Source organism: Streptomyces sp. 4N509B, from assembly GCF_052245655.1.
Taxonomy (GTDB): Bacteria; Actinomycetota; Actinomycetes; order Streptomycetales; family Streptomycetaceae; genus Streptomyces.
Genome location: NZ_JBQQBZ010000034.1, coordinates 1 through 17,292, shown reverse-complemented (window position 1 = coordinate 17,292; position 17,292 = coordinate 1). Strand labels below are relative to the sequence as shown.

The following is a 17,292-nucleotide window of genomic DNA, read 5'->3' as shown; positions in this document are numbered from 1 at the left end:
AGTGAGTGCCGCACTTCTCGCCCTCCTGGCCGTCGTGGTGCTGACAGCCGGCACCGGGTACTTCGTGGCCCAGGAGTTCGCCTTCGTCGCCGCCGACCGGCTGGCGTTGTCCAGTCAGGCCGCGGCGGGTGACCGACGCGCCGCCCGCGCGATGAAGGTGCAGGAGCGGCTGTCGTTCATGCTTTCGGGCGCCCAGCTCGGCATCACCGTGACCGGCCTCGTGGTCGGCTTCCTCGCCGAGCCGGCCATCGCCCGCCTCCTCGAACCGGCCTTCGAGGGCCTCGGCCTGCCCGAGGCCACCTCCCACGCCGCCGCCCTGGTCCTGGGCTTCTCGCTCGCCATCGGCATCCAGATGGTGCTGGGCGAGCTCGGCCCGAAGAACCTCGCGCTGGCGGTGCCGGAGCGGCTGGCCAAGTCCATGGCCGCCTCGACCCTCGCGTACCTGAAGATCGCCGGGCCGGTCATCCGCGTCTTCGACTCGGCCGCGAACCGGCTGCTGCGCCGGGTGGGCATCCAGCCCGTGGAGGAGCTGCGGCACGGCGCCACGCTGGAGGAGCTCGGGCACCTCATCGAGGAGTCCCACGAGCACGGCCAGCTGCCGCACGCCACGGCCGCGCTCCTCGACCACGCGCTGGAGTTCTCCGAGCGCACCCTCTCCGAGGTCATGGTGCCCCGCGTCGACGTGCGCACGGTGCGCGCCACCGCGCCCGCGGCCGAGGTCGTCGGGCTCATCGGCGAGCACGGCCACTCGCACTACCTCGTCGTCGGCGACCGCGTCGACGACATCGTCGGCGTCATCGGCGTGCGGGAGCTGATGCGCACCACGCCCGAGCGGCTGGCGCGCCTCACCTCGGGCGCCCTCGCCCGGCCGGCGCTGCTGCTGCCCGACACGTTGCCGCTGCCCGGCGCCGTGGAGCAGCTGGGCGCGGCCGACGAGGAGTTCGCGTGCGTGCTCGACGAGTACGGCGGGCTGGCGGGCATCGTCACCCTGGAGGACATCGCCGAGGAGCTCGTCGGTGAGATCGCCGACGAGTCGGACCGGGTCATCGAGCCGGCCGTCGCGGACGGCGCGGGCTGGCTCGTCGACGCCGGCCGCCGCGTCGACGAGGCGGCGGCGGCCACCGGCATCCCGCTGCCCGAGGACGAGGACTTCGAGACGGTCGCCGGCCTGGTCATCGACCGCTGCGGGCACTTCCCGCAGGTCGGGGAGGGCATCGAGGTGGAGCTGACCGACGGCGGGCGGGCCGCCATCGTCGTCCTGTCGCTCGACCGCAGGGTGCCCGCCCGCATCCGGCTGGAGCGGCTGGAGCCGGCGCCGCCCGCGGCGGTCTCCGCCCTCACGTCGACCGCCGAGGACGGGGTCGGTGCGGACGGTGCCGTCGGTGCGGACGCCTTCGGGGGCCGGCGGGCCCGGGAGGGCGACCGGCCGCTGGTGCGGGAACGTGAGGGGCAGCCGTCATGAGTGTCCCCATGGCCCTGGCCGTCACCTTCGGCCTGCTGATCGCGAGCGGTTTCTTCGTCGCCGCCGAGTTCGCCCTGACGGCCGCCAAGCGCCACCGCCTGGAGCAGGCGCTGGCCGAGGGCCGGCGCGGCGCCCGCGCGGCGCTGGCCGGCTCCCACGAGCTGGCGTTGATGCTGGCGGGCGCCCAGTTCGGCATCACCGTCTGCACCCTGGGGCTCGGCAGCATCTCCGAGCCGGCGATCGCCCACCAGATCGACCCGTGGCTGGAGCGCGCCGGGCTGCCGCTCGGCCTCTCGCACGGCGTCGCGTTCGTGCTGGCCCTGTTCCTCGTGGTCTTCCTGCACATGGTGGTCGGCGAGATGGCCCCGAAGTCCTGGGCCATCTCCCACCCCGAGCGCTCCGCGATGCTGCTCGCCCCGCCGTTCCGCGCGGTGGTGCGGGCGGTGCGCCCGCTGATCTCGGTGCTGAACCGGATGTCCAACGTGCTGGTGCGGATGTGCAAGGTCACGCCGCGCGAGGAGCTGGCCTCCGTCCACGACCGCGAGCAGCTGGAGCACCTCGTCGCCGAGTCGCAGCGGCTGGGGCTGATCAGCGAGGCGGACTCCGGGCTGATCACCCGTTCCCTCACCGAGCCCCAGTCGCCCGTCGGCGCCATCCAGGTGCCCGCGGCGCGCATCGCGCAGGTCTCCGCCGACGCCGACGCGGACGCGATCCTGGCCGCCGCGGCGGCCAGCGACCACACGCGGCTGCTCGTCCGCGAGGAGCCCTCCGGCGCGGCGGCGGGCGAGCGGTGGGGCGGCGTCGTCGGCTCCGTGCACGCCCGCGACGCGGTCGTGGCCCGTGCCAGGGGGCAGGCGGTCACCGCCCGCGAGCTGGCCAGGCCCGTGCCGGAGCTCACCGCCGAGGACACGGTGGCCCACGCCGTCGAGCAGCTGCGTCAGCGCCGCGCCTCCCTCGCGGTGGTGCGCGGCGCCGACGGTCGGCTCACCGGCCTGATCAGCCTCGACGACCTCCTCGTTCGGCTGATGAGCCCGCAGCCGGCGTAGCCGGTGCGGCGTCGTCCGCGCCACCCGCGGCGCGGACGACGTCGACGACCCTGCTGAAGCCGTCGCCGCCGTGACCGGCGGCGATGGCGCGGGCCATCAGGCCGTGGACGGCGTCGATCACGCTGGTGTCCAGGCCCCGGGTGCGGCTGGCCTCCACCACGTGGGCGGCGGCCGCCGCGTCCATGACGAGGTTCGCCAGCTCGCCCGGGTACGTTCCCTCGTCGATCTCGGTCGCGAGCTCCGTGAGGAGCGGCGCCAGGCCGGTGACCGACGTCACGGCCAGCGGGGCGAAGTCCTCCGCCCGCACGCCGTCGGCGGTCACGAGCGCGAAGGCGTGCACGGCGGCGGCCATCATCGACCAGAAGACGTCCAGCAGCGCGAGGTCGTGCAGGGCGGCGGCGCCGGGGTCCTGCCCGAGGAAACGCAGGTCCCCGCCGAGCGCCGACAGCACCGCCCGGTGCGTGTCGAACGCCTCCCGGGAGCCGCTGAACAGCAGCAACGCCTCGGGCGAGCCGACGACCACGGTCGGGACCATCACGGCGCCGTCGAGGTACGCGACGCCGTGGGAGGCGGCCCGGTCCGCCGCCTCGCGGGCCCTCTCGGGCGTGTCGGAGGTCAGGTCCACCAGCGTCCTGCCGGACAGGGCCGCCGCGACGGCCGGCTCGGAGAGCACCTGGCGGCTGGCCTTCTGGTCCACCAGGCACACGACGGTGAGCGGGCTGGCCGCGACGGCCTCGGCCACGCCGCCCGAGCCGGCCCAGTGCGCGCCGCGCGCGAGCAGCGGCTCGGCGCGGGACGGGGTGCGGTTCCAGACCGTCACCCGGTGGCCGGCGCGCAGGAACGCCTCGGCCAGGGCCGAGCCCATGGCGCCCAGGCCGACGACCGTCACGTCGGTCACCTCGGTCACCTCGGTCGCCTCGGTCACGTCGGTCGCCCGGGGCTCGTCGGTCGCGTCGGTCACGTCGTCTGTCTCCTCGTTCGGGTGTGGCGCGTCGGCGGGTGTGCGGGGCGTCGGATCGGTCATCGGTCCGTCCCCTCGCGCAGCAGCCCGACGAGGCTGGGGAGGTCCCCGTCCCCCAGGCCGCGTTCGACCGCCCGCTTCAGCAACTCCCCCATCGGGGCGATCAGCTCGGGGCTGACGCCCAGCGCCCGGCAGGTGTCGGTCAGGTTGTCGAAGGCGGCCGCCTGCATCGCGAGCGGCGACTGCGCGGCCACGGTCTCGCCCGCGTCGAGCTGCCGCGCCATCTCGGGCAGGCCCGTCATCATCCCGTTCAGCCAGGGCAGCACCCGGGCCATGGTGAACTCCGACAGCGTCCCGGCACCGGCCCACGGCGCCGCGCCCACCATCGCGAGCGCCTGGAGGAAGCCGCCGAACAGGCCGTACATCGCGGTCAGCAGCGCCAGGTCGAGCGCCGAGGCGGCCCCCGGGTCCGCGCCGACGAAGTCCGCCGCGCCCAGCCGCTCCAGCGTGGCGCGGTGCGCGGCGAAGGCCGCCGCGTCGCCGCTGTAGAGCACCAGCGCACCGGGCTGCCCGATCATCGGGGGGACGGCCATGATGCCGCCGTCGAGATACGCGGCGCCGCCCTCGGCCATCCACGACGCCAGGCTCCGCGCCTGCTCGGGCGTGCTGTTGGTCAGGTTCACCACGGTCCGGCCGGCGAGGTCCTCGCCGAGGGTTCCGAGCGTCTGCCGCGCCGCCTCGTCGTTGACCACGCAGACGATCACCAGCCCGCCGTCCCCGACCGACCGCACCGCCTCGCGGGCCGTGGGCGCGGGCACCGCGCCGCGCGCCGCGATCGCCTCGGCCCTGGCGGCGGTGCGGTTCCACACCGTCACCCGGTGGCCGGCGTGCAGGAACGCCTCGGCCAGCGCCGAGCCCATCGCGCCCAGCCCGATCACCGCCACGGCCTCGGCGGCCGTGTCCTTCCCTCCGCGTCCGCCCCGCTGTCCGTCCTCGTACTCGTTCCCCTGTGCGTTCCCCTGCTCGTTCCGGTGGTCCGTCGGACCGGTGGGACCGGCGGAACCGGTGGGTCCGGTGCGTCCGCTGGGTCCGGTCGTGGGCGTTGTCACGTTCGTCGTCACGCGTCCCAGGCTTTCCCGGCACCGTAGAATCGGCAAGTACCTACAAATAAGTGCGGTACTGACCTGAAGGTCAGTGAAGGAAGGGACGGCGGACGTGCGGAAGCTCCCCTACAGCTGCGGCATCGACGCGGCGATCGACGTCGTCGGCGGGAAGTGGAAGGTGCTCATCCTGTGGGCCCTGCACGACCGGCGGCAGCGGTTCGGGCAGCTGCGGCGGTCCCTCCCCGGCGTCAGCGAGAAGGTGCTGATCCAGCAGCTGCGCGAGATGGAGGCCGACCAGATCGTCCACCGCGAGGTCTACCGCGAGGTGCCGCCACGGGTGGAGTACTCCCTGACCGACCTCGGCGTCTCGCTCAACGAGGCCCTCGCCCCGCTGGGCGCCTGGGGCGCGGCGCACCGCTCCCACATCGAGGCCGTCCGGGGCGTTCCGCCGGCGGCCGAGGGGGCCGACGGGGGTGAGGAGCTCGCGGAGCCGGAGGCCGTCGCCGCCGTGTCGACGTTCGGAGGCAAGTGAGTTGATAGCCTGGACATACCGCCCGGGCAAGAGGTCACGGGCCGCGGATGACGAGGTTCGTGCGTCATGAATTCTCTTGCTCTCGGGCCCAGTTGGCTGGACCCGGAACATCTCATCGAGTCCTTCGGCCTGATCGGCATCCTCGCCATCGTCTTCGCCGAGTCCGGTCTGCTCATCGGCTTCTTCCTGCCGGGCGACTCGCTGCTGTTCACCACGGGTCTGCTGGTCTCCACCGACCAGTACCTGCACTCCCCGCTCTGGCTGGTCTGCGTGCTGATCGTGATCGCCGCCGTCGTGGGCGACCAGGTCGGGTACCTCTTCGGCCGGAAGGTGGGGCCGGCGCTCTTCCGGCGGCCGGACTCGCGCCTGTTCAAGCAGGAGAACGTCGAGAAGGCCCACGAGTTCTTCGAGAAGCACGGCGCCAAGTCGATCGTCCTGGCCCGCTTCGTGCCGATCGTGCGGACGTTCACGCCGATCATCGCCGGCGTCAGCCAGATGAACTACCGCACCTTCGTGACGTTCAACGTCATCGGCGGCGTGCTGTGGGGCGCGGGCGTCACGCTGCTGGGCGCCGCCCTGGGGAAGGTGGACTTCGTCCACCAGAACATCGAGTACATCCTCGTCGGCATCGTGCTGCTGTCGGTGCTGCCGATCGTCATCGAGTACCTGCGGGCGCGCCGCTCCAGCGGCGGGAACGCGGACGCGACGGACGCCGCGCGGGCGCAGCGGGCACAGGCGTCGGACGAGGGCGACCGGCCCGCCTCCCCCACGCGCGGACGGCACGCCAAGCGCTGACCGACAGCCGCTCACCGACAGCCGCTCACCGACAGGGGCGGTCGACGGGACGAGCGAGCACACAAGCGCAAGCGCCGAACGCTGCCGCCATGGATGAGTGGCAGCGTTCGGCGCTTGGTCGTCAGCTCTGTGTCGTCAGCTCTGTTCGCGTACGTCGTTCGCGTACGTCGCGTTGCCGTTCGGCGGTCAGGCGGTGGGGGTCTTCGCGGTGCTCGCCGTGGCGCCGGTGGAGGCCGTGGCGGCCGACTGCGGCTGCTCCTCGGCCACCGGCCGGGCGCTGGTCACGTCGCCGGGCGCCGCCTGGATCGTCTTCTGCTGCGCGTCCGCCGTCTGGGTCGGCGCGTCCGCCGGGGCCGGCTGCCCGGTCTGCGGCTGCGGCGCGGCCTCGTTCTCGGCCTTCATCGCCCGCGTCTCGCTCTTGAGGATGCGCGCGGACTTACCCAGCGAACGGGCGATGTCCGGCAGTCGCTTCGCCCCGAAGACGATCAACACGACGATGAGGAGGACGACGAGTTCCCTCGCTCCGATCTGGCCCATGGCTACCGCCTTTTCCTGTGCAGGCCCCAAGAGGCACGCGAACGGCCGATATCACAGACGACTGTAACTCGTACAGGCGAGACACAGTAGGGCCCCACGTCCCGAACGTCCCGATCTCGGCTCCGCCACTCAGCTGGCCGGCACCGGCTCGACGTCCTCGATGTCGTAGCACGCCTCGTCGTCGATGGCCTCCTCCATCTCGTCGACGGAGATCCGTGTCGGCCGCCCGTCCGCCGCCGTCTCCACCTCGACGGAGTCCGCGCCGCGCTCCCTGGCCGCCTCCGCCTCGGCCAGCAGGTCACCGATCGACGGGACCTCGACGGAGCGGGGCGCGTAGTTCTCCCCCACCGGCTCCCACCCCGTGACGTCGCCGTCCTCGACGGTGACCCGGAAGGTGCCGATCAGCGAGCGCTCCCCGCACGAGGAGGTCAACGTGTACGCGTAGTCCGCCGGCTCCCGCCAGTCCGACAGCGACGCGGCGCCCGCCTCCCGCGACGCCCCGGACCCCCCTCCGCCGCCCGGTTCGGCGTCGTCGCCGCACCCCGCGAGCGCCGCTCCCGAGGCCACGGCCACGGTCAGCGCGAGCGCGGCGCCGGGCAGCCGGCCCGCGCCGCGCGTTCTTCTCCCACTCGTCGTGACGTTCATGGCCCTGGGACGGGGCCGCCCCTCGGGCGGTTCCCCGGGCGGTTCCCCGGGCGCCGCCGGCGGTCGCCGGAACGCGGACCGCGGTCGCGCCCGCGGTCCGACAGAAGGGGAGACGCTAGCCCGCCCTGAGCAGCGCGGCGTCCGCCGCCGCCTCGCGGCGCTTCAACGCCCGGTCGAACCTGACCACCGCCCCGCCGCTGCCGGAGCCGTTGCCGTAGCAGACCCGGTCCGACAGGGCCTCGATGAGGTGCAGGCCGCGCCCGCACTGCGCCAGCTCGCGCGGCTCGGACTCCCGCACCGGCGCGGGCGCGCCGCCCGCGAAGCCCGGCCCGTCGTCCGCGACCTCGATGCGACACAGCTCGTCGTCGATGAACGCCGTCACGCGGTACACCTCGCCCGCCGCGTCCGAGGGCGGCGCGCCGCCGTGGCGCACCGCGTTCGAACACGCCTCGGAGAGGGCCACCGACAGGTCGTGGGAGATGTCGGCGTCCACGCCCGCCGCCTCCATCGCGCCGAGCAGCAGCCGCCGCGCGAGCGGGACGCTGGCCGCTTCCCGCCGCAGTTGGAGAGACCACCACATGCTCATGCTCCAGCCTCCTGGCCGCGGCTCGACATATGCGTAGGTATTGCCAAGCCGCGACGGGCGTAAGCGTCCGATTGACCGAACACCCCCCGTTCGGCGGATGCGTGGACGTCGCAATGTCGATATAGCAATCCACCGAATGGGGTGAATGTGAGCACACCCGTGCGACATCACTGCCCTGGTCTCCCGTGACGCGTGGGTACGGTGAGATGATGGCGTGGCCATGTGTGCCGGAGCCGACCTGCGACTGTTGCGTGCCGCGATCTTCGCCGCGGTCTGCGCCGCGCTGGCCGCCGCCGGTCACGTCGCCGCCGCGGGTCCCGGCATCGCCCTGTGGGCCCTCGCCGCCGGCTGGCTCCTCGTCTTCGCCGTCGCCGCCCCGCTCGCGGGCCGCGAGCGCCGCTCCACCGCCGCGCTCACCGCCGCCCTGACCGCCGGCCAGTTCGCCCTCCACACGCTCTACTGCCTCGGCCAACGCCACAGCGCCCCGACGCTCGCCGCCCACGACGACGGCGGGGGCATCATCGCCGCGGCCCGGCGGCTGCTGTGCAACGACCACGCCATTCCCCTCACCGAGGCCGACGCCACCCGCATCGTCACCGCCGCCGGCCTCGACCCCAGCGCCCACTCGGGGCACGCGAACGGCGGCGCCGGCACGGGCACGGGGGCCGACCTCGGCGGCAACGGCAGCGGCAGCAGCTTCGGCGAGACCGTCACGGAGCTGCCGGGCGCGTTCCTGGACGCCGCCGCCTCCCTCGGCTCCGCGCCCATGCTGCTCGGCCACCTCCTCGCCGCCCTCGTCGCCGGCCTCCTGCTGCGCCGCGGCGAGGCCGCCCTGTGGCGCCTGGTGCGGCTCTCCGGACGCCTGACCGTCGAGGTGAGCGTCCGCGTCACGCGGATCGCCACCCTCCTGCGCTCCCTGCCGCGCGCGCTGCGCCTGGCCCGAGCCCTGCTCGACGACCCCGCGCCGTACGCCACCGCGGCCACCGCGCGGCGTGGCGCGTTCGCCACCACCCCCGAGCCGTGCGGCCCCATCGCACCGCACGCGGTGACCCGGCGCGGCCCGCCCCCGGCCGGACACCCGCACCACCCGCGCGACGCGCGCGGTCAGCTCATCCTCGCGGCCTGACGGACGCCCCACGGCACGGGTGCGTCCGCCCGTAGCCGCGCGCTCATCTCCCCGCCTTCACTCACACCGTGAGGAGTGTCCCGATGACACCCACCCCCACGTCCCCGTCCACCCCGACGACGACCACCCCGGCCCCGGCCCCGACCACGGCCGGGAGCAGGATCAGGACCAGCACGGGCGTCAGGACCGCCGCCCGTGTCCTGGCGCTCACCGCCGCCGCCTCGGCCGTCGTCCTGACGTTCTCCGCCCCCGCCCAGGCCCACGTCTCCATCACCCCGGGAGAGGCCCAGCAGGGCGGCTACGCCACCATCAACGTCAAGGTCCCCAACGAGCGCGACGACGCCTCGACGGTCGGCCTCGAACTCCACCTCGACCCCGACCACCCCCTCGCCTCCGTGATGCCGCAGCCCGTCCCGGGCTGGGACGTGGAGGTCGAGACCGGCGAGCTGGACGAGCCCATCGAGTCCCACGGCACCGAGATCACCGAGGCCCCCGCCACGGTGGTCTGGACCGCCACGGGCGACGGCATCGAGCCCGGCACCTTCCAGCAGTTCCCGCTCTCCGTGGGGCAGCTGCCCGAGGACGCCGACCGGCTGGTCCTGGACGCGATCCAGACCTACGACAGCGGCGAGGTCGTCCGGTGGATCGAGGAGCCCGTCGAGGGCGAGGAGGAGCCCGAGAGCCCCTCGCCCGTGCTCCAGCTGACGCCCGCCGAGGCCGAGTCGGGGACCGAGCCCGCCGACGCCGACGCCGCCGCCGACGCGAACGCCGACGCCGACGCGGAGGCCGTGGACGACACCACGACCGAGGCGAGCTCCGACGGTGACGCCTCCGACACCACGGCCCGCGTTCTCGGCGTCGTCGGCATCCTCGTCGGCCTCGGCGGCGTCGCCTTCGGCGTCCTCGCCAGCCGCCGCCGCGCGTAACCGGCACCACCCCCCGTAGCGGCCACAAGCCGACGGGCGCGGGGCGGCGCCCGCCACCAGCGAGACCGCCCCGCGCCCGGCCACCGGCCCGGCCGCCACCTCACACCACCCCGTACCTCTCCGTGCGCCACAGCGCCACGACACCAGACCACCCGGGAAACGTCTTCATGCACCTGCGCACCACCCTCACGACCACCGCCGCCGCGACCGCCCTCGCCCTGGCCCTCACCCTCACGGCCTGCGGCAGCGACGACGGCAACGGCAACGGCGGCGGCGACGCCGCCCACGAGCACGGCGACACCTCGGGGGCCGCCGAGCTCTCCGGCGCCGCGAGCGACGCCGAGGGCACCGTCCTCGACCAGCCGTTCGCCAAGCCCGAGCTCGTCCTCACCGACACCGAGGGCGAACGCTACGACCTCGCCGAGGAGACCGACGGCCACGCCACCCTGCTCTACTTCGGGTACACCCACTGCCCGGACATCTGCCCCCTGACCATGAGCAACATCGCGCTGGCCACCGCCACCCTGACCGAGGAGCAGCGGCAGGACCTGCGCGTCGTCTTCGTCACCACCGACCCCGAGCGGGACACCCCCGAGTCCCTCCGCTCCTGGCTCGACGCCCAGGACCCGGACTTCGTCGGCCTGACCGGTGACTTCGACGCCATCCAGGAGGGCGCCCGCTCCCTCGGCATCCACATCGACCCGCCGACGGTCGCGGAGGACGGCACCGTCACCTCCAGCCACGGCACGCAGGTCGTCGCCTTCCTCCCCACCGACGACAGGGCGCACGTCATCTACACCGAGGGGGTCACCTCCGAGACCTTCGAGCGCGACATCCCCCGCCTCCTCGAAGGCGAACTGCCGTGAGCCGCCGCACCGGGACCGGCGCCCCCGCCGCCCGGCGGCGGGCCGCCCTGGCGCTCGCCGCCGCCCTCCTCACCGCCGCCACGGCCACCGCCTGCGGCGGCGGGGACGGCGGGGGTGGCGGGGACGGCGACGGGGGTGGCGACGGCGGCACGCCCGAGCTGACGGCCCGCGACGCCTACGTCCCCGAACCCATCACGGGGGACGTCGCCGCCGGCTTCCTCACCATCGACAACACCGGCGACGCCGACGACGCCCTCACGTCCGTCACCAGCGACGCCGCCGGCACCGTCGAGATCCACGAGACCGTCGACAACTCCATGCGCCGCGTCGACGAACTGCCCGTCCCCGCCGACGGCGAGCTCGTCCTCAGCCGCGGCGGCAACCACCTGATGCTGCTCGACCTGACCCGCAGACCCACGGAAGGCGAAACGCTCCCTCTCACCCTCCACTTCCGGCACTCGGAACCCATCACCCTGCGGGTCCCGGTCGAATCTCCCACCCACACCGGCCAGGAGTAGACCGCCATGACCGCCCCCACCTCCCCCCGTCCCCTCCCAGGAGTCCTCCCCGGAGCAGCCCTCGGACCAGCTTTCGGAGCAGCCCTCGGAACGGCCCCCGGGGTCCGTCGCCGACGCCCCGTGCGTTCCCTGCTGGCCGCCGCGCTCGCCACCGCGGCGACCGCGTTCGCGCTGCTCCTGGTGGCGGCCCCGCCCGCGGCGGCGCACGCCAGCCTCACCGGCACGAGTCCCGAGAGCGGGGAGGTGGTGGCCACCGCGCCGGACCGCGTCACGCTCACCTTCTCCGAGCCCGTCTCCGTCCCCGACGACGGCATACGCGTCCTCGACCCCGACGGGCGGCCCGTCCACACCGGGCAGCCCACCGACCTCGCGGACGAGACAGACGCCGCCCGCTACGGCGTCTCCCTCCGCGCGGACGTGCCCGACGGCACCTACGTCGTGGCCTGGCAGGCCGTCTCGGCCGACAGCCACCCGATCAGCGGCGCGTTCACCTTCGCCGTGGGCGCGCCCTCCGACACCTCCGTCGACGCCTCCGACGTCGCCGACACCGGCGGCGGCGACGACGGCGCCGTGGGCGCGCTCTACGACGTCGCCCGCTACGCCGCCTACACCGGTTTCGTCCTCCTCGCGGGCGCCGCCGCGTTCGCCCTGAGCTGCTGGCCGCGCGCCGCCGCCCACCGCACGACGCACCGCCTCCTCCTCCTCGGCTGGGTCACGCTCACCGTCGCCACCCTCGCCCAGCTCCTCCTGCGCACCCCCTACACCGGCAGCGGGCGCCTGGCCGACGCGTTCGACCTCGACGGTCTCCAGGACGTCATCGGCACCAAGACCGGCACGTACCTCGTCAGCCGGCTCCTGCTGCTGGCCGCCGCCACGCTCTTCCTCGCCGTCCTCACCGGGTCCTACGCCCGTCTCCGCGGCGCGCTCGGGGCCGGGGACGCCGTGCCGGGGCGGGTGCGCGACCTCCACTTCGGCCTCGCCGTCGGCGGCCTCATCCTCGCCACCGGCACCGCCGCCACCTGGGCGCTGTCCGAGCACGCCTCCACCGGCCCCCAGACCGGCCTCGCGATCCCCGCCGACACGCTCCACCTCCTCGCCGCCGCGGCCTGGCTCGGCGGCCTGGCCACCCTCCTCAGCCTGCTGCACCGCGCCCCCGAGGCCCTGCCCCGCGACGCGATCCGGCGCTTCTCGCGGCTCGCGCTCCTCAGCGTCGTCACCCTCGCCGTCACGGGCCTCTACCAGTCCTGGCGTCAGGTCCGCACGCTCGACGCGCTGACCGACACCGACTACGGGCGGCTGCTCCTGGTGAAGGTCGCGCTCGTCGCGGCGATCCTCGCCGTGGCTTCCCTCTCCCGCCGCTTCACCGCCCGCCTCGCCGACGCGCCCGCCCCTGCCCCCGCGTCCGCGTCCGCGTCCGACGGGAACGACGGGAACGACGGGAACGACGGCGCGGGGGACGACGCGGGGGACGGCGCGGACCCTCGCGCCGAGGTCACCCCCGAGAACCCCGAGCGCGCCAGGCAGCTCGCCCGCCAGCGCGCCGCGATCGAGCGCACCCGCCTGCGCCGCGCCCGCGAGGCCGACCCCACCCGCGCCGGCCTGCGCCGCTCCGTCCTGGCCGAGGCCGGCATCGCCGCCGTCGTCCTCGCCGTCACCACGATCCTCACGACCACCACGCCGGCCCGCACCGAGGCCGCCACCCCGGCGGAGCCGGGCGGCGGCGACACCCCGGGCAGCAGCCAGCCAGCCCGGCCCACCGCCGAGCCCGAGCCGTTCTCCGGCACGATCGCCTACGACACCGGCGGCGACAACGGCCAGGGCACCGCCCACCTCGACCTCGCCCCCGCCCGCTCGGGCGGCGACAACACCCTCACCGTCCACCTCACCGACCCCGAGGGCGGCACCGCCGACGCCGTCGAGCTGCGCGTCGCCCTCACCCTCCCCGCGGAGGACATCGGCCCGCTGCGCTACGACGAGCCCGAGCGCGTCGGAGAGGGGCGCTGGACCGTCACCGGACTCCAGCTCCCCCGCCCCGGCGAGTGGCGGCTCGACCTCACCGTCCGCACCTCCGACATCGACCAGACCACCGTCTCCACCACCATCCCGATCGGCTGACCACCTCTCCCTCCCTCTCCCTCTCCCTCTCCAGGCGACGAAACGACACCATGACCAGCAAGATCTCCCGCCGCCGCCTCCTGGCCACCGCAGGCACCACAGGAGCCGCCGGCCTCGCCCTCGGCGCCACCAGCGCCACCGGCATCACCCTCGCCACCAGCGACGAAGGGGGCGGCGACGGCGACGGCGCGCTCCTCGGCACCGTCGGCGCCACCGCGGTCCCCTTCCACGGCACCCACCAGCCGGGCATCACCACCCCGATGCAGGCCCACGGCCACCTCGCCGCGTTCGACCTCACCCCCGGCGCCGACCGCGGCAGGGCGGCCACCCTGCTGCGCGAGTGGTCCGCGACGGCTCGCGCCCTCATGGCCGGCCGCACCCCGGGCGGCGACCACAGCGGCGTCGCGCTCGACGCGGGCCCCTCCTCCCTCACCGTCACCTTCGGCTTCGGGCGCTCCTTCTTCGACGCCACCGGCCTGACCGACGCCCGCCCCGAGGCCCTCGAACCCCTGCCGCCCTTCTCGAACGACGCTCTCGACCCCGCCCGCTCCGACGGCGACCTGTGGATCCAGATCGGCGCGCAGGACGCGCTCGTCGCCTTCCACGCCCTGCGTCTGCTGCAACGCGACGCGGCCGACCTCGGCGCCGCCGGCCTCCGCTGGCACATGACCGGCTTCAACCGCGGCCCCGGCGCCACGGCCCGCCCCATGACCACCCGCAACCTCATGGGCCAGGTCGACGGCACCAACAACCCCCGCCCCGACGACCCCGACTTCGACCAGCGCGTCTTCGTCCCCAGCGACCCCGACGCCGCGACGGCCGCGGACCACCCCGGCTGGATGGCCGGCGGCTCCTACGTCGTCGTCCGCCGCATCCGGATGCTCCTCGACGACTGGGAGCGCCAGCCGCTGGCCGACCAGGAGCGCGTCATCGGCCGCCGCAAGTCCGACGGCGCCCCGCTCACCGGCGGCACCGAGACCACGCCCGTCGACCTCGACGCCGCCGGCGCCGACGGGTCGCCCGTCATCCCCGCCAACGCCCACGTCCGCGTCACCTCGCCCGACACCAACGACGGCGCCGCGATGCTCCGCCGGCCGTTCTCGTACCACGACGGCCACCTCGACGACGGCAGCCCCGACGCCGGGATGCTCTTCGTGTGCTGGCAGGCCGACCCGCGCCGCGGCTTCGTCCCCGTGCAGCGCAAGCTGGACCGGGGGGACGCCCTCTCCACCTTCATCCGCCACGAGGCCAGCGCCCTGTTCGCCGTGCCGGGCGGGGCAGGTCCCGGCGAGTACGTCGGGCAGCGCCTCCTGGAGGGCTGAACCGCCCGACCGCACTCCGAGACCACCCGACACACACCGCCCACCCCCGTTACGGTTTACGTCATGACGCCAGCTGCGAGCCGCTACACCTATCTCGGCCCCGAGGGCACCTTCACCGAGGCCGCGCTCCGCACCCTGCCCGAGGCCGCCACCAGGGAGCTCGTCCCGATGATCTCCGTCCCGGCCGCCCTGGACGCGGTCCGCACGGGCGAGGCGGCGGGCGCCCTGGTGCCCATCGAGAACTCCGTGGAGGGCGGCGTCTCCGCCACCGTCGACGAGCTGGCGTCCGGCGACCCGCTGATGATCTACCGCGAGGTCGTCCTCCCCATCTCCTTCGCGCTGCTCGTCCGGCCCGGCACCACCCTCGACACCGTGAAGACGGTCACCGGTCACCCCGTGGCCCAGCCGCAGGTCCGCGTCTGGCTGGAGCGGCACCTGCCCGACGCGCAGTGGGAGTCGGCCGCCTCCAACGCCGACGGCGCCCGGCTCGTGCAGGAGGGGCGCTTCGACGCCGCCTTCGCCGGCGAGTTCGCCGCCGCCACCTACGCGTTGGAGCCCCTGGTCACCGACATCCACGACGCCCAGAACGCGGCCACCCGCTTCGTTCTCGTCGGCCGGCCCGCCCGGCCCGCCGCGCCGACCGGCGCCGACAAGACCTCGGTGGTGCTGTGGCTGCGCGCCGACCACCCGGGCGCGCTGATGGAGGTGCTCCAGGAGTACGCCACCTGTGGTGTGAACCTGGTCCGTATCGAGTCCCGGCCCACGGGCAAGGGCATCGGACAGTACTGCTTCTCCGTCGACTGCGAGGGGCACCTCTCCGACCGCCGGGTGGGGGAGGCGCTGATGGGCCTGAAGCGGCTCTGTGCCGACGTGCGGTACCTCGGCTCGTACCCGCGTGCGGACGCCGTTCAGCCCACGGTGCGGCCCGGCATGGCCGACGCCGACTTCCTCAACGCCGGGGACTGGCTCACGCGCTGCCTCGACGGCCGCCCGCGCTGACGGCGCGGTCCGTGCGGACCGCGCGGTCCACACGACCACCGAGGTGACCCGAATAAGTTTTCCACAGGCCATCTCGAGGGCTGTGGATGAGTCGACAATCCCCAGCCGGCGCCACGCGGCGTGGCCGACCAGGGCGACGACCGCGCGCGCCGGCGTATCGACAAGCGATATGTCCGGTTTCGTCAGTCGAGATACCCCTTCTCACCCTGGGGAGTGAGGCAATTCCCTTCAGTTTCCTCCGGAATTCGCCCGTGGGTGGGTGTGAGGACGACGGGGCGGGGGAATTCATTGGCCCCCACACGCCGGCCACCACCGCTCTCCCCAAACTTATCCACAGGTCCGCCACGACGCCTGTGGATAACTTCGTCCACACCCCGCCGAGCTGTGGATACGGCACGGTAGGACGGCGGTGCGGCCGGCCAGCACGACAGCGGCGGGCGGCGGGGCGGACGCCTTCGGTAGCCTGGGGACGTGATCGACCTGCGTCTGCTCCGTGAGGACCCCGACCGAGTGCGCGCCTCGCAGCGCGTCCGTGGTGAGGACGTCGACATCGTCGACGCGCTGCTCTCCGCCGACGAGCGTCGCCGCTCCAGCGGAGCCCGCTTCGACGAGCTGCGCGCCGAGCAGAAACAGCTCGGCAAGCGCATCCCCCGCGCCGAGGGCGAGGAGAAGGCCGCGCTGCTGGAGCGGGCCGGCGAGCTGTCCCAGGCGGTGAAGACCGCCGACGCCGAGCGCGACGAGGCCGCCGTCGAGGCGCAGCGCCTCCTGCTGAAGCTGAGCAACCTCGTCCACCCGGACGTCCCCGTCGGCGGCGAGGACGACTTCGTCGTCCTGGAGACCCACGGCACGATCCGCGACTTCGCCGCCGAGGGCTTCGAGCCGGCCGACCACCTCACCCTCGGCCACGCCCTCGGCGCCATCGACACCGAGCGCGGCGCCAAGGTCTCCGGCTCCCGCTTCTACTACCTGACCGGCGTCGGCGCCCTGCTGGAGCTCGCCCTGGTCAACGCGGCGATCGCGCAGGCCGTCGAGGCCGGCCTCACCCCCGTGCTGCCGCCCGCCCTCGTCAAGCCCCGGGCCATGGAGGGCACCGGCTTCCTCGGCCAGGCCGCCACCGACGTGTACCACCTGGAGAAGGACGAGTACTACCTGGTGGGCACCTCCGAGGTGCCGCTGGCCGCGTACCACATGGACGAGATCGTGGAGGCCGCCCAGCTCCCGCTGCGGTACGCCGGCTTCTCCCCCTGCTTCCGCCGCGAGGCCGGCTCCTACGGCAAGGACACCCGGGGCATCTTCCGGGTACACCAGTTCGACAAGGTCGAGATGTTCTCCTTCGTCGCCCCCGAGGAGGCGGAGGCGGAGCACGCGCGGCTGCTGGCCTGGGAGAAGCAGTGGCTGACCGCGCTGGAGCTCCCCTTCCGCGTCATCGACGTCGCCTCGGGCGACCTCGGCGCCTCCGCCAGCCGCAAGTACGACTGCGAGGCGTGGATCCCCACCCAGGGGAAGTACCGCGAGCTGACCTCCACGTCGAACTGCACGGAGTTCCAGGCCCGCCGGCTGAACGTCCGGGTCCGCGAGGACGGCCGCGCCCGCCCGCTGGCCACACTCAACGGCACGCTGTGCGCGGTCCCGCGCACCATCGTCGCGCTGCTGGAGAACCACCAGCGGGCCGACGGCTCCGTCCACGTGCCGCCCGTGCTCCGGCCGTACCTGGGGGGACGCGAGACGCTGACCCCCCTCGCGGCGTGACGGC

Annotated in this window: 17 protein-coding genes; 12 read left to right on the top strand and 5 right to left on the bottom strand. The window is 74.4% G+C overall.

Annotated features, from left to right (window positions below; genetic code table 11):
• The first annotated feature begins 1 nt into the window (after position 1).
• Together ACTWP5_RS25335 and ACTWP5_RS25330 are read left to right on the top strand one after the other, a co-directional pair.
• Positions 2-1,462, top strand: coding sequence for a hemolysin family protein (locus tag ACTWP5_RS25335; RefSeq protein WP_443223426.1), 1,461 nt, complete (start codon positions 2-4; stop codon positions 1,460-1,462).
• Entirely contained in the window at positions 1,459-2,508 is a 1,050-nt protein-coding gene (locus tag ACTWP5_RS25330; protein WP_443223425.1) for a hemolysin family protein, read from the top strand. Before ACTWP5_RS25335 ends, ACTWP5_RS25330 begins: the two co-directional genes overlap by 4 nt.
• On the opposite strand, the gene ACTWP5_RS25325 is transcribed toward ACTWP5_RS25330, so the two are convergent.
• Complete coding sequence (locus ACTWP5_RS25325; protein WP_443223424.1) at positions 2,459-3,469, bottom strand: NAD(P)-dependent oxidoreductase; 1,011 nt, start codon at positions 3,467-3,469, stop codon at positions 2,459-2,461. The genes ACTWP5_RS25330 and ACTWP5_RS25325 overlap by 50 nt on opposite strands.
• A 59-nt stretch (positions 3,470-3,528) precedes the next feature.
• Complete coding sequence (locus tag ACTWP5_RS25320; RefSeq protein WP_443223423.1) at positions 3,529-4,590, bottom strand: NAD(P)-binding domain-containing protein; 1,062 nt, start codon at positions 4,588-4,590, stop codon at positions 3,529-3,531.
• Between the two features lie 94 nt (positions 4,591-4,684).
• Between ACTWP5_RS25320 and ACTWP5_RS25315 the strand changes: the two genes are divergently transcribed.
• Together ACTWP5_RS25315 and ACTWP5_RS25310 are read left to right on the top strand one after the other, a co-directional pair.
• A complete protein-coding gene (locus tag ACTWP5_RS25315; protein ID WP_443223422.1) occupies positions 4,685-5,104 on the top strand; it encodes a winged helix-turn-helix transcriptional regulator in 420 nt (139 codons plus the stop codon).
• Positions 5,105-5,170: 66 nt separating this feature from the next.
• The gene (locus ACTWP5_RS25310; protein ID WP_443223421.1) at positions 5,171-5,899 is read left to right on the top strand and encodes a DedA family protein; all 729 of its coding nucleotides are present in this window, start codon (positions 5,171-5,173) and stop codon (positions 5,897-5,899) included.
• 186 nt (positions 5,900-6,085) lie between these two features.
• Here the strand turns inward: ACTWP5_RS25310 and tatA are convergent, their stop codons facing one another.
• The 3 genes from tatA to ACTWP5_RS25295 all read right to left on the bottom strand — a co-directional run bounded on the left by tatA (position 6,086) and on the right by ACTWP5_RS25295 (position 7,667).
• The gene (gene tatA, locus ACTWP5_RS25305; RefSeq protein WP_443223420.1) at positions 6,086-6,436 is read right to left on the bottom strand and encodes a Sec-independent protein translocase subunit TatA; all 351 of its coding nucleotides are present in this window, start codon (positions 6,434-6,436) and stop codon (positions 6,086-6,088) included.
• A gap of 129 nt (positions 6,437-6,565) precedes the next feature.
• Positions 6,566-7,081, bottom strand: a complete 516-nt coding sequence (locus tag ACTWP5_RS25300; protein ID WP_443223419.1) for a DUF6174 domain-containing protein — start codon at positions 7,079-7,081, stop codon at positions 6,566-6,568.
• A gap of 115 nt (positions 7,082-7,196) precedes the next feature.
• Positions 7,197-7,667: an ATP-binding protein gene (locus tag ACTWP5_RS25295; protein ID WP_443223418.1), complete on the bottom strand. Its 471-nt coding sequence runs from the start codon at positions 7,665-7,667 to the stop codon at positions 7,197-7,199.
• Positions 7,668-7,887: 220 nt separating this feature from the next.
• On the opposite strand from ACTWP5_RS25295, the gene ACTWP5_RS25290 reads away from it, so the two are divergent.
• The 8 genes from ACTWP5_RS25290 to serS all read left to right on the top strand — a co-directional run bounded on the left by ACTWP5_RS25290 (position 7,888) and on the right by serS (position 17,288).
• Complete coding sequence (locus tag ACTWP5_RS25290; RefSeq protein ID WP_443223417.1) at positions 7,888-8,793, top strand: hypothetical protein; 906 nt, start codon at positions 7,888-7,890, stop codon at positions 8,791-8,793.
• Positions 8,794-8,876: 83 nt separating this feature from the next.
• On the top strand, positions 8,877-9,719 hold the full coding sequence (locus ACTWP5_RS25285) for a YcnI family copper-binding membrane protein (protein WP_443223416.1): 843 nt from the start codon (positions 8,877-8,879) through the stop codon (positions 9,717-9,719).
• Between the two features lie 167 nt (positions 9,720-9,886).
• Entirely contained in the window at positions 9,887-10,585 is a 699-nt protein-coding gene (locus ACTWP5_RS25280; RefSeq protein ID WP_443223415.1) for an SCO family protein, read from the top strand.
• Positions 10,582-11,103 carry a copper chaperone PCu(A)C gene (locus ACTWP5_RS25275; protein ID WP_443223414.1) on the top strand — a complete coding sequence of 174 codons (522 nt, stop codon included), beginning with the start codon at positions 10,582-10,584 and terminating at the stop codon, positions 11,101-11,103. Before ACTWP5_RS25280 ends, ACTWP5_RS25275 begins: the two co-directional genes overlap by 4 nt.
• A gap of 6 nt (positions 11,104-11,109) precedes the next feature.
• The gene (locus tag ACTWP5_RS25270; protein ID WP_443223413.1) at positions 11,110-13,218 is read left to right on the top strand and encodes a copper resistance CopC/CopD family protein; all 2,109 of its coding nucleotides are present in this window, start codon (positions 11,110-11,112) and stop codon (positions 13,216-13,218) included.
• Positions 13,219-13,268: 50 nt separating this feature from the next.
• Complete coding sequence (gene efeB, locus ACTWP5_RS25265; RefSeq protein ID WP_443223412.1) at positions 13,269-14,540, top strand: iron uptake transporter deferrochelatase/peroxidase subunit; 1,272 nt, start codon at positions 13,269-13,271, stop codon at positions 14,538-14,540.
• Positions 14,541-14,603: 63 nt separating this feature from the next.
• Positions 14,604-15,539, top strand: a complete 936-nt coding sequence (pheA, locus tag ACTWP5_RS25260; protein WP_443223411.1) for a prephenate dehydratase — start codon at positions 14,604-14,606, stop codon at positions 15,537-15,539.
• Between the two features lie 471 nt (positions 15,540-16,010).
• A complete protein-coding gene (serS, locus tag ACTWP5_RS25255) occupies positions 16,011-17,288 on the top strand; it encodes a serine--tRNA ligase (RefSeq protein ID WP_443223410.1) in 1,278 nt (425 codons plus the stop codon).
• The last annotated feature ends 4 nt before the right edge of the window (positions 17,289-17,292 follow it).

Coding starts and splice junctions, on each gene's coding strand:
- ACTWP5_RS25330 (WP_443223425.1), top strand. CDS start 1,459: ATGAGTGTCCCCATGGCCCTGGCCGTCACCTTCGGCCTGCTGATCGCG.
- ACTWP5_RS25310 (WP_443223421.1), top strand. CDS start 5,171: ATGAATTCTCTTGCTCTCGGGCCCAGTTGGCTGGACCCGGAACATCTC.
- tatA (WP_443223420.1), bottom strand. CDS start 6,436: ATGGGCCAGATCGGAGCGAGGGAACTCGTCGTCCTCCTCATCGTCGTG.
- ACTWP5_RS25300 (WP_443223419.1), bottom strand. CDS start 7,081: ATGAACGTCACGACGAGTGGGAGAAGAACGCGCGGCGCGGGCCGGCTG.
- ACTWP5_RS25295 (WP_443223418.1), bottom strand. CDS start 7,667: ATGAGCATGTGGTGGTCTCTCCAACTGCGGCGGGAAGCGGCCAGCGTC.
- ACTWP5_RS25290 (WP_443223417.1), top strand. CDS start 7,888: ATGTGTGCCGGAGCCGACCTGCGACTGTTGCGTGCCGCGATCTTCGCC.
- ACTWP5_RS25285 (WP_443223416.1), top strand. CDS start 8,877: ATGACACCCACCCCCACGTCCCCGTCCACCCCGACGACGACCACCCCG.
- ACTWP5_RS25280 (WP_443223415.1), top strand. CDS start 9,887: ATGCACCTGCGCACCACCCTCACGACCACCGCCGCCGCGACCGCCCTC.
- ACTWP5_RS25270 (WP_443223413.1), top strand. CDS start 11,110: ATGACCGCCCCCACCTCCCCCCGTCCCCTCCCAGGAGTCCTCCCCGGA.
- efeB (WP_443223412.1), top strand. CDS start 13,269: ATGACCAGCAAGATCTCCCGCCGCCGCCTCCTGGCCACCGCAGGCACC.
- pheA (WP_443223411.1), top strand. CDS start 14,604: ATGACGCCAGCTGCGAGCCGCTACACCTATCTCGGCCCCGAGGGCACC.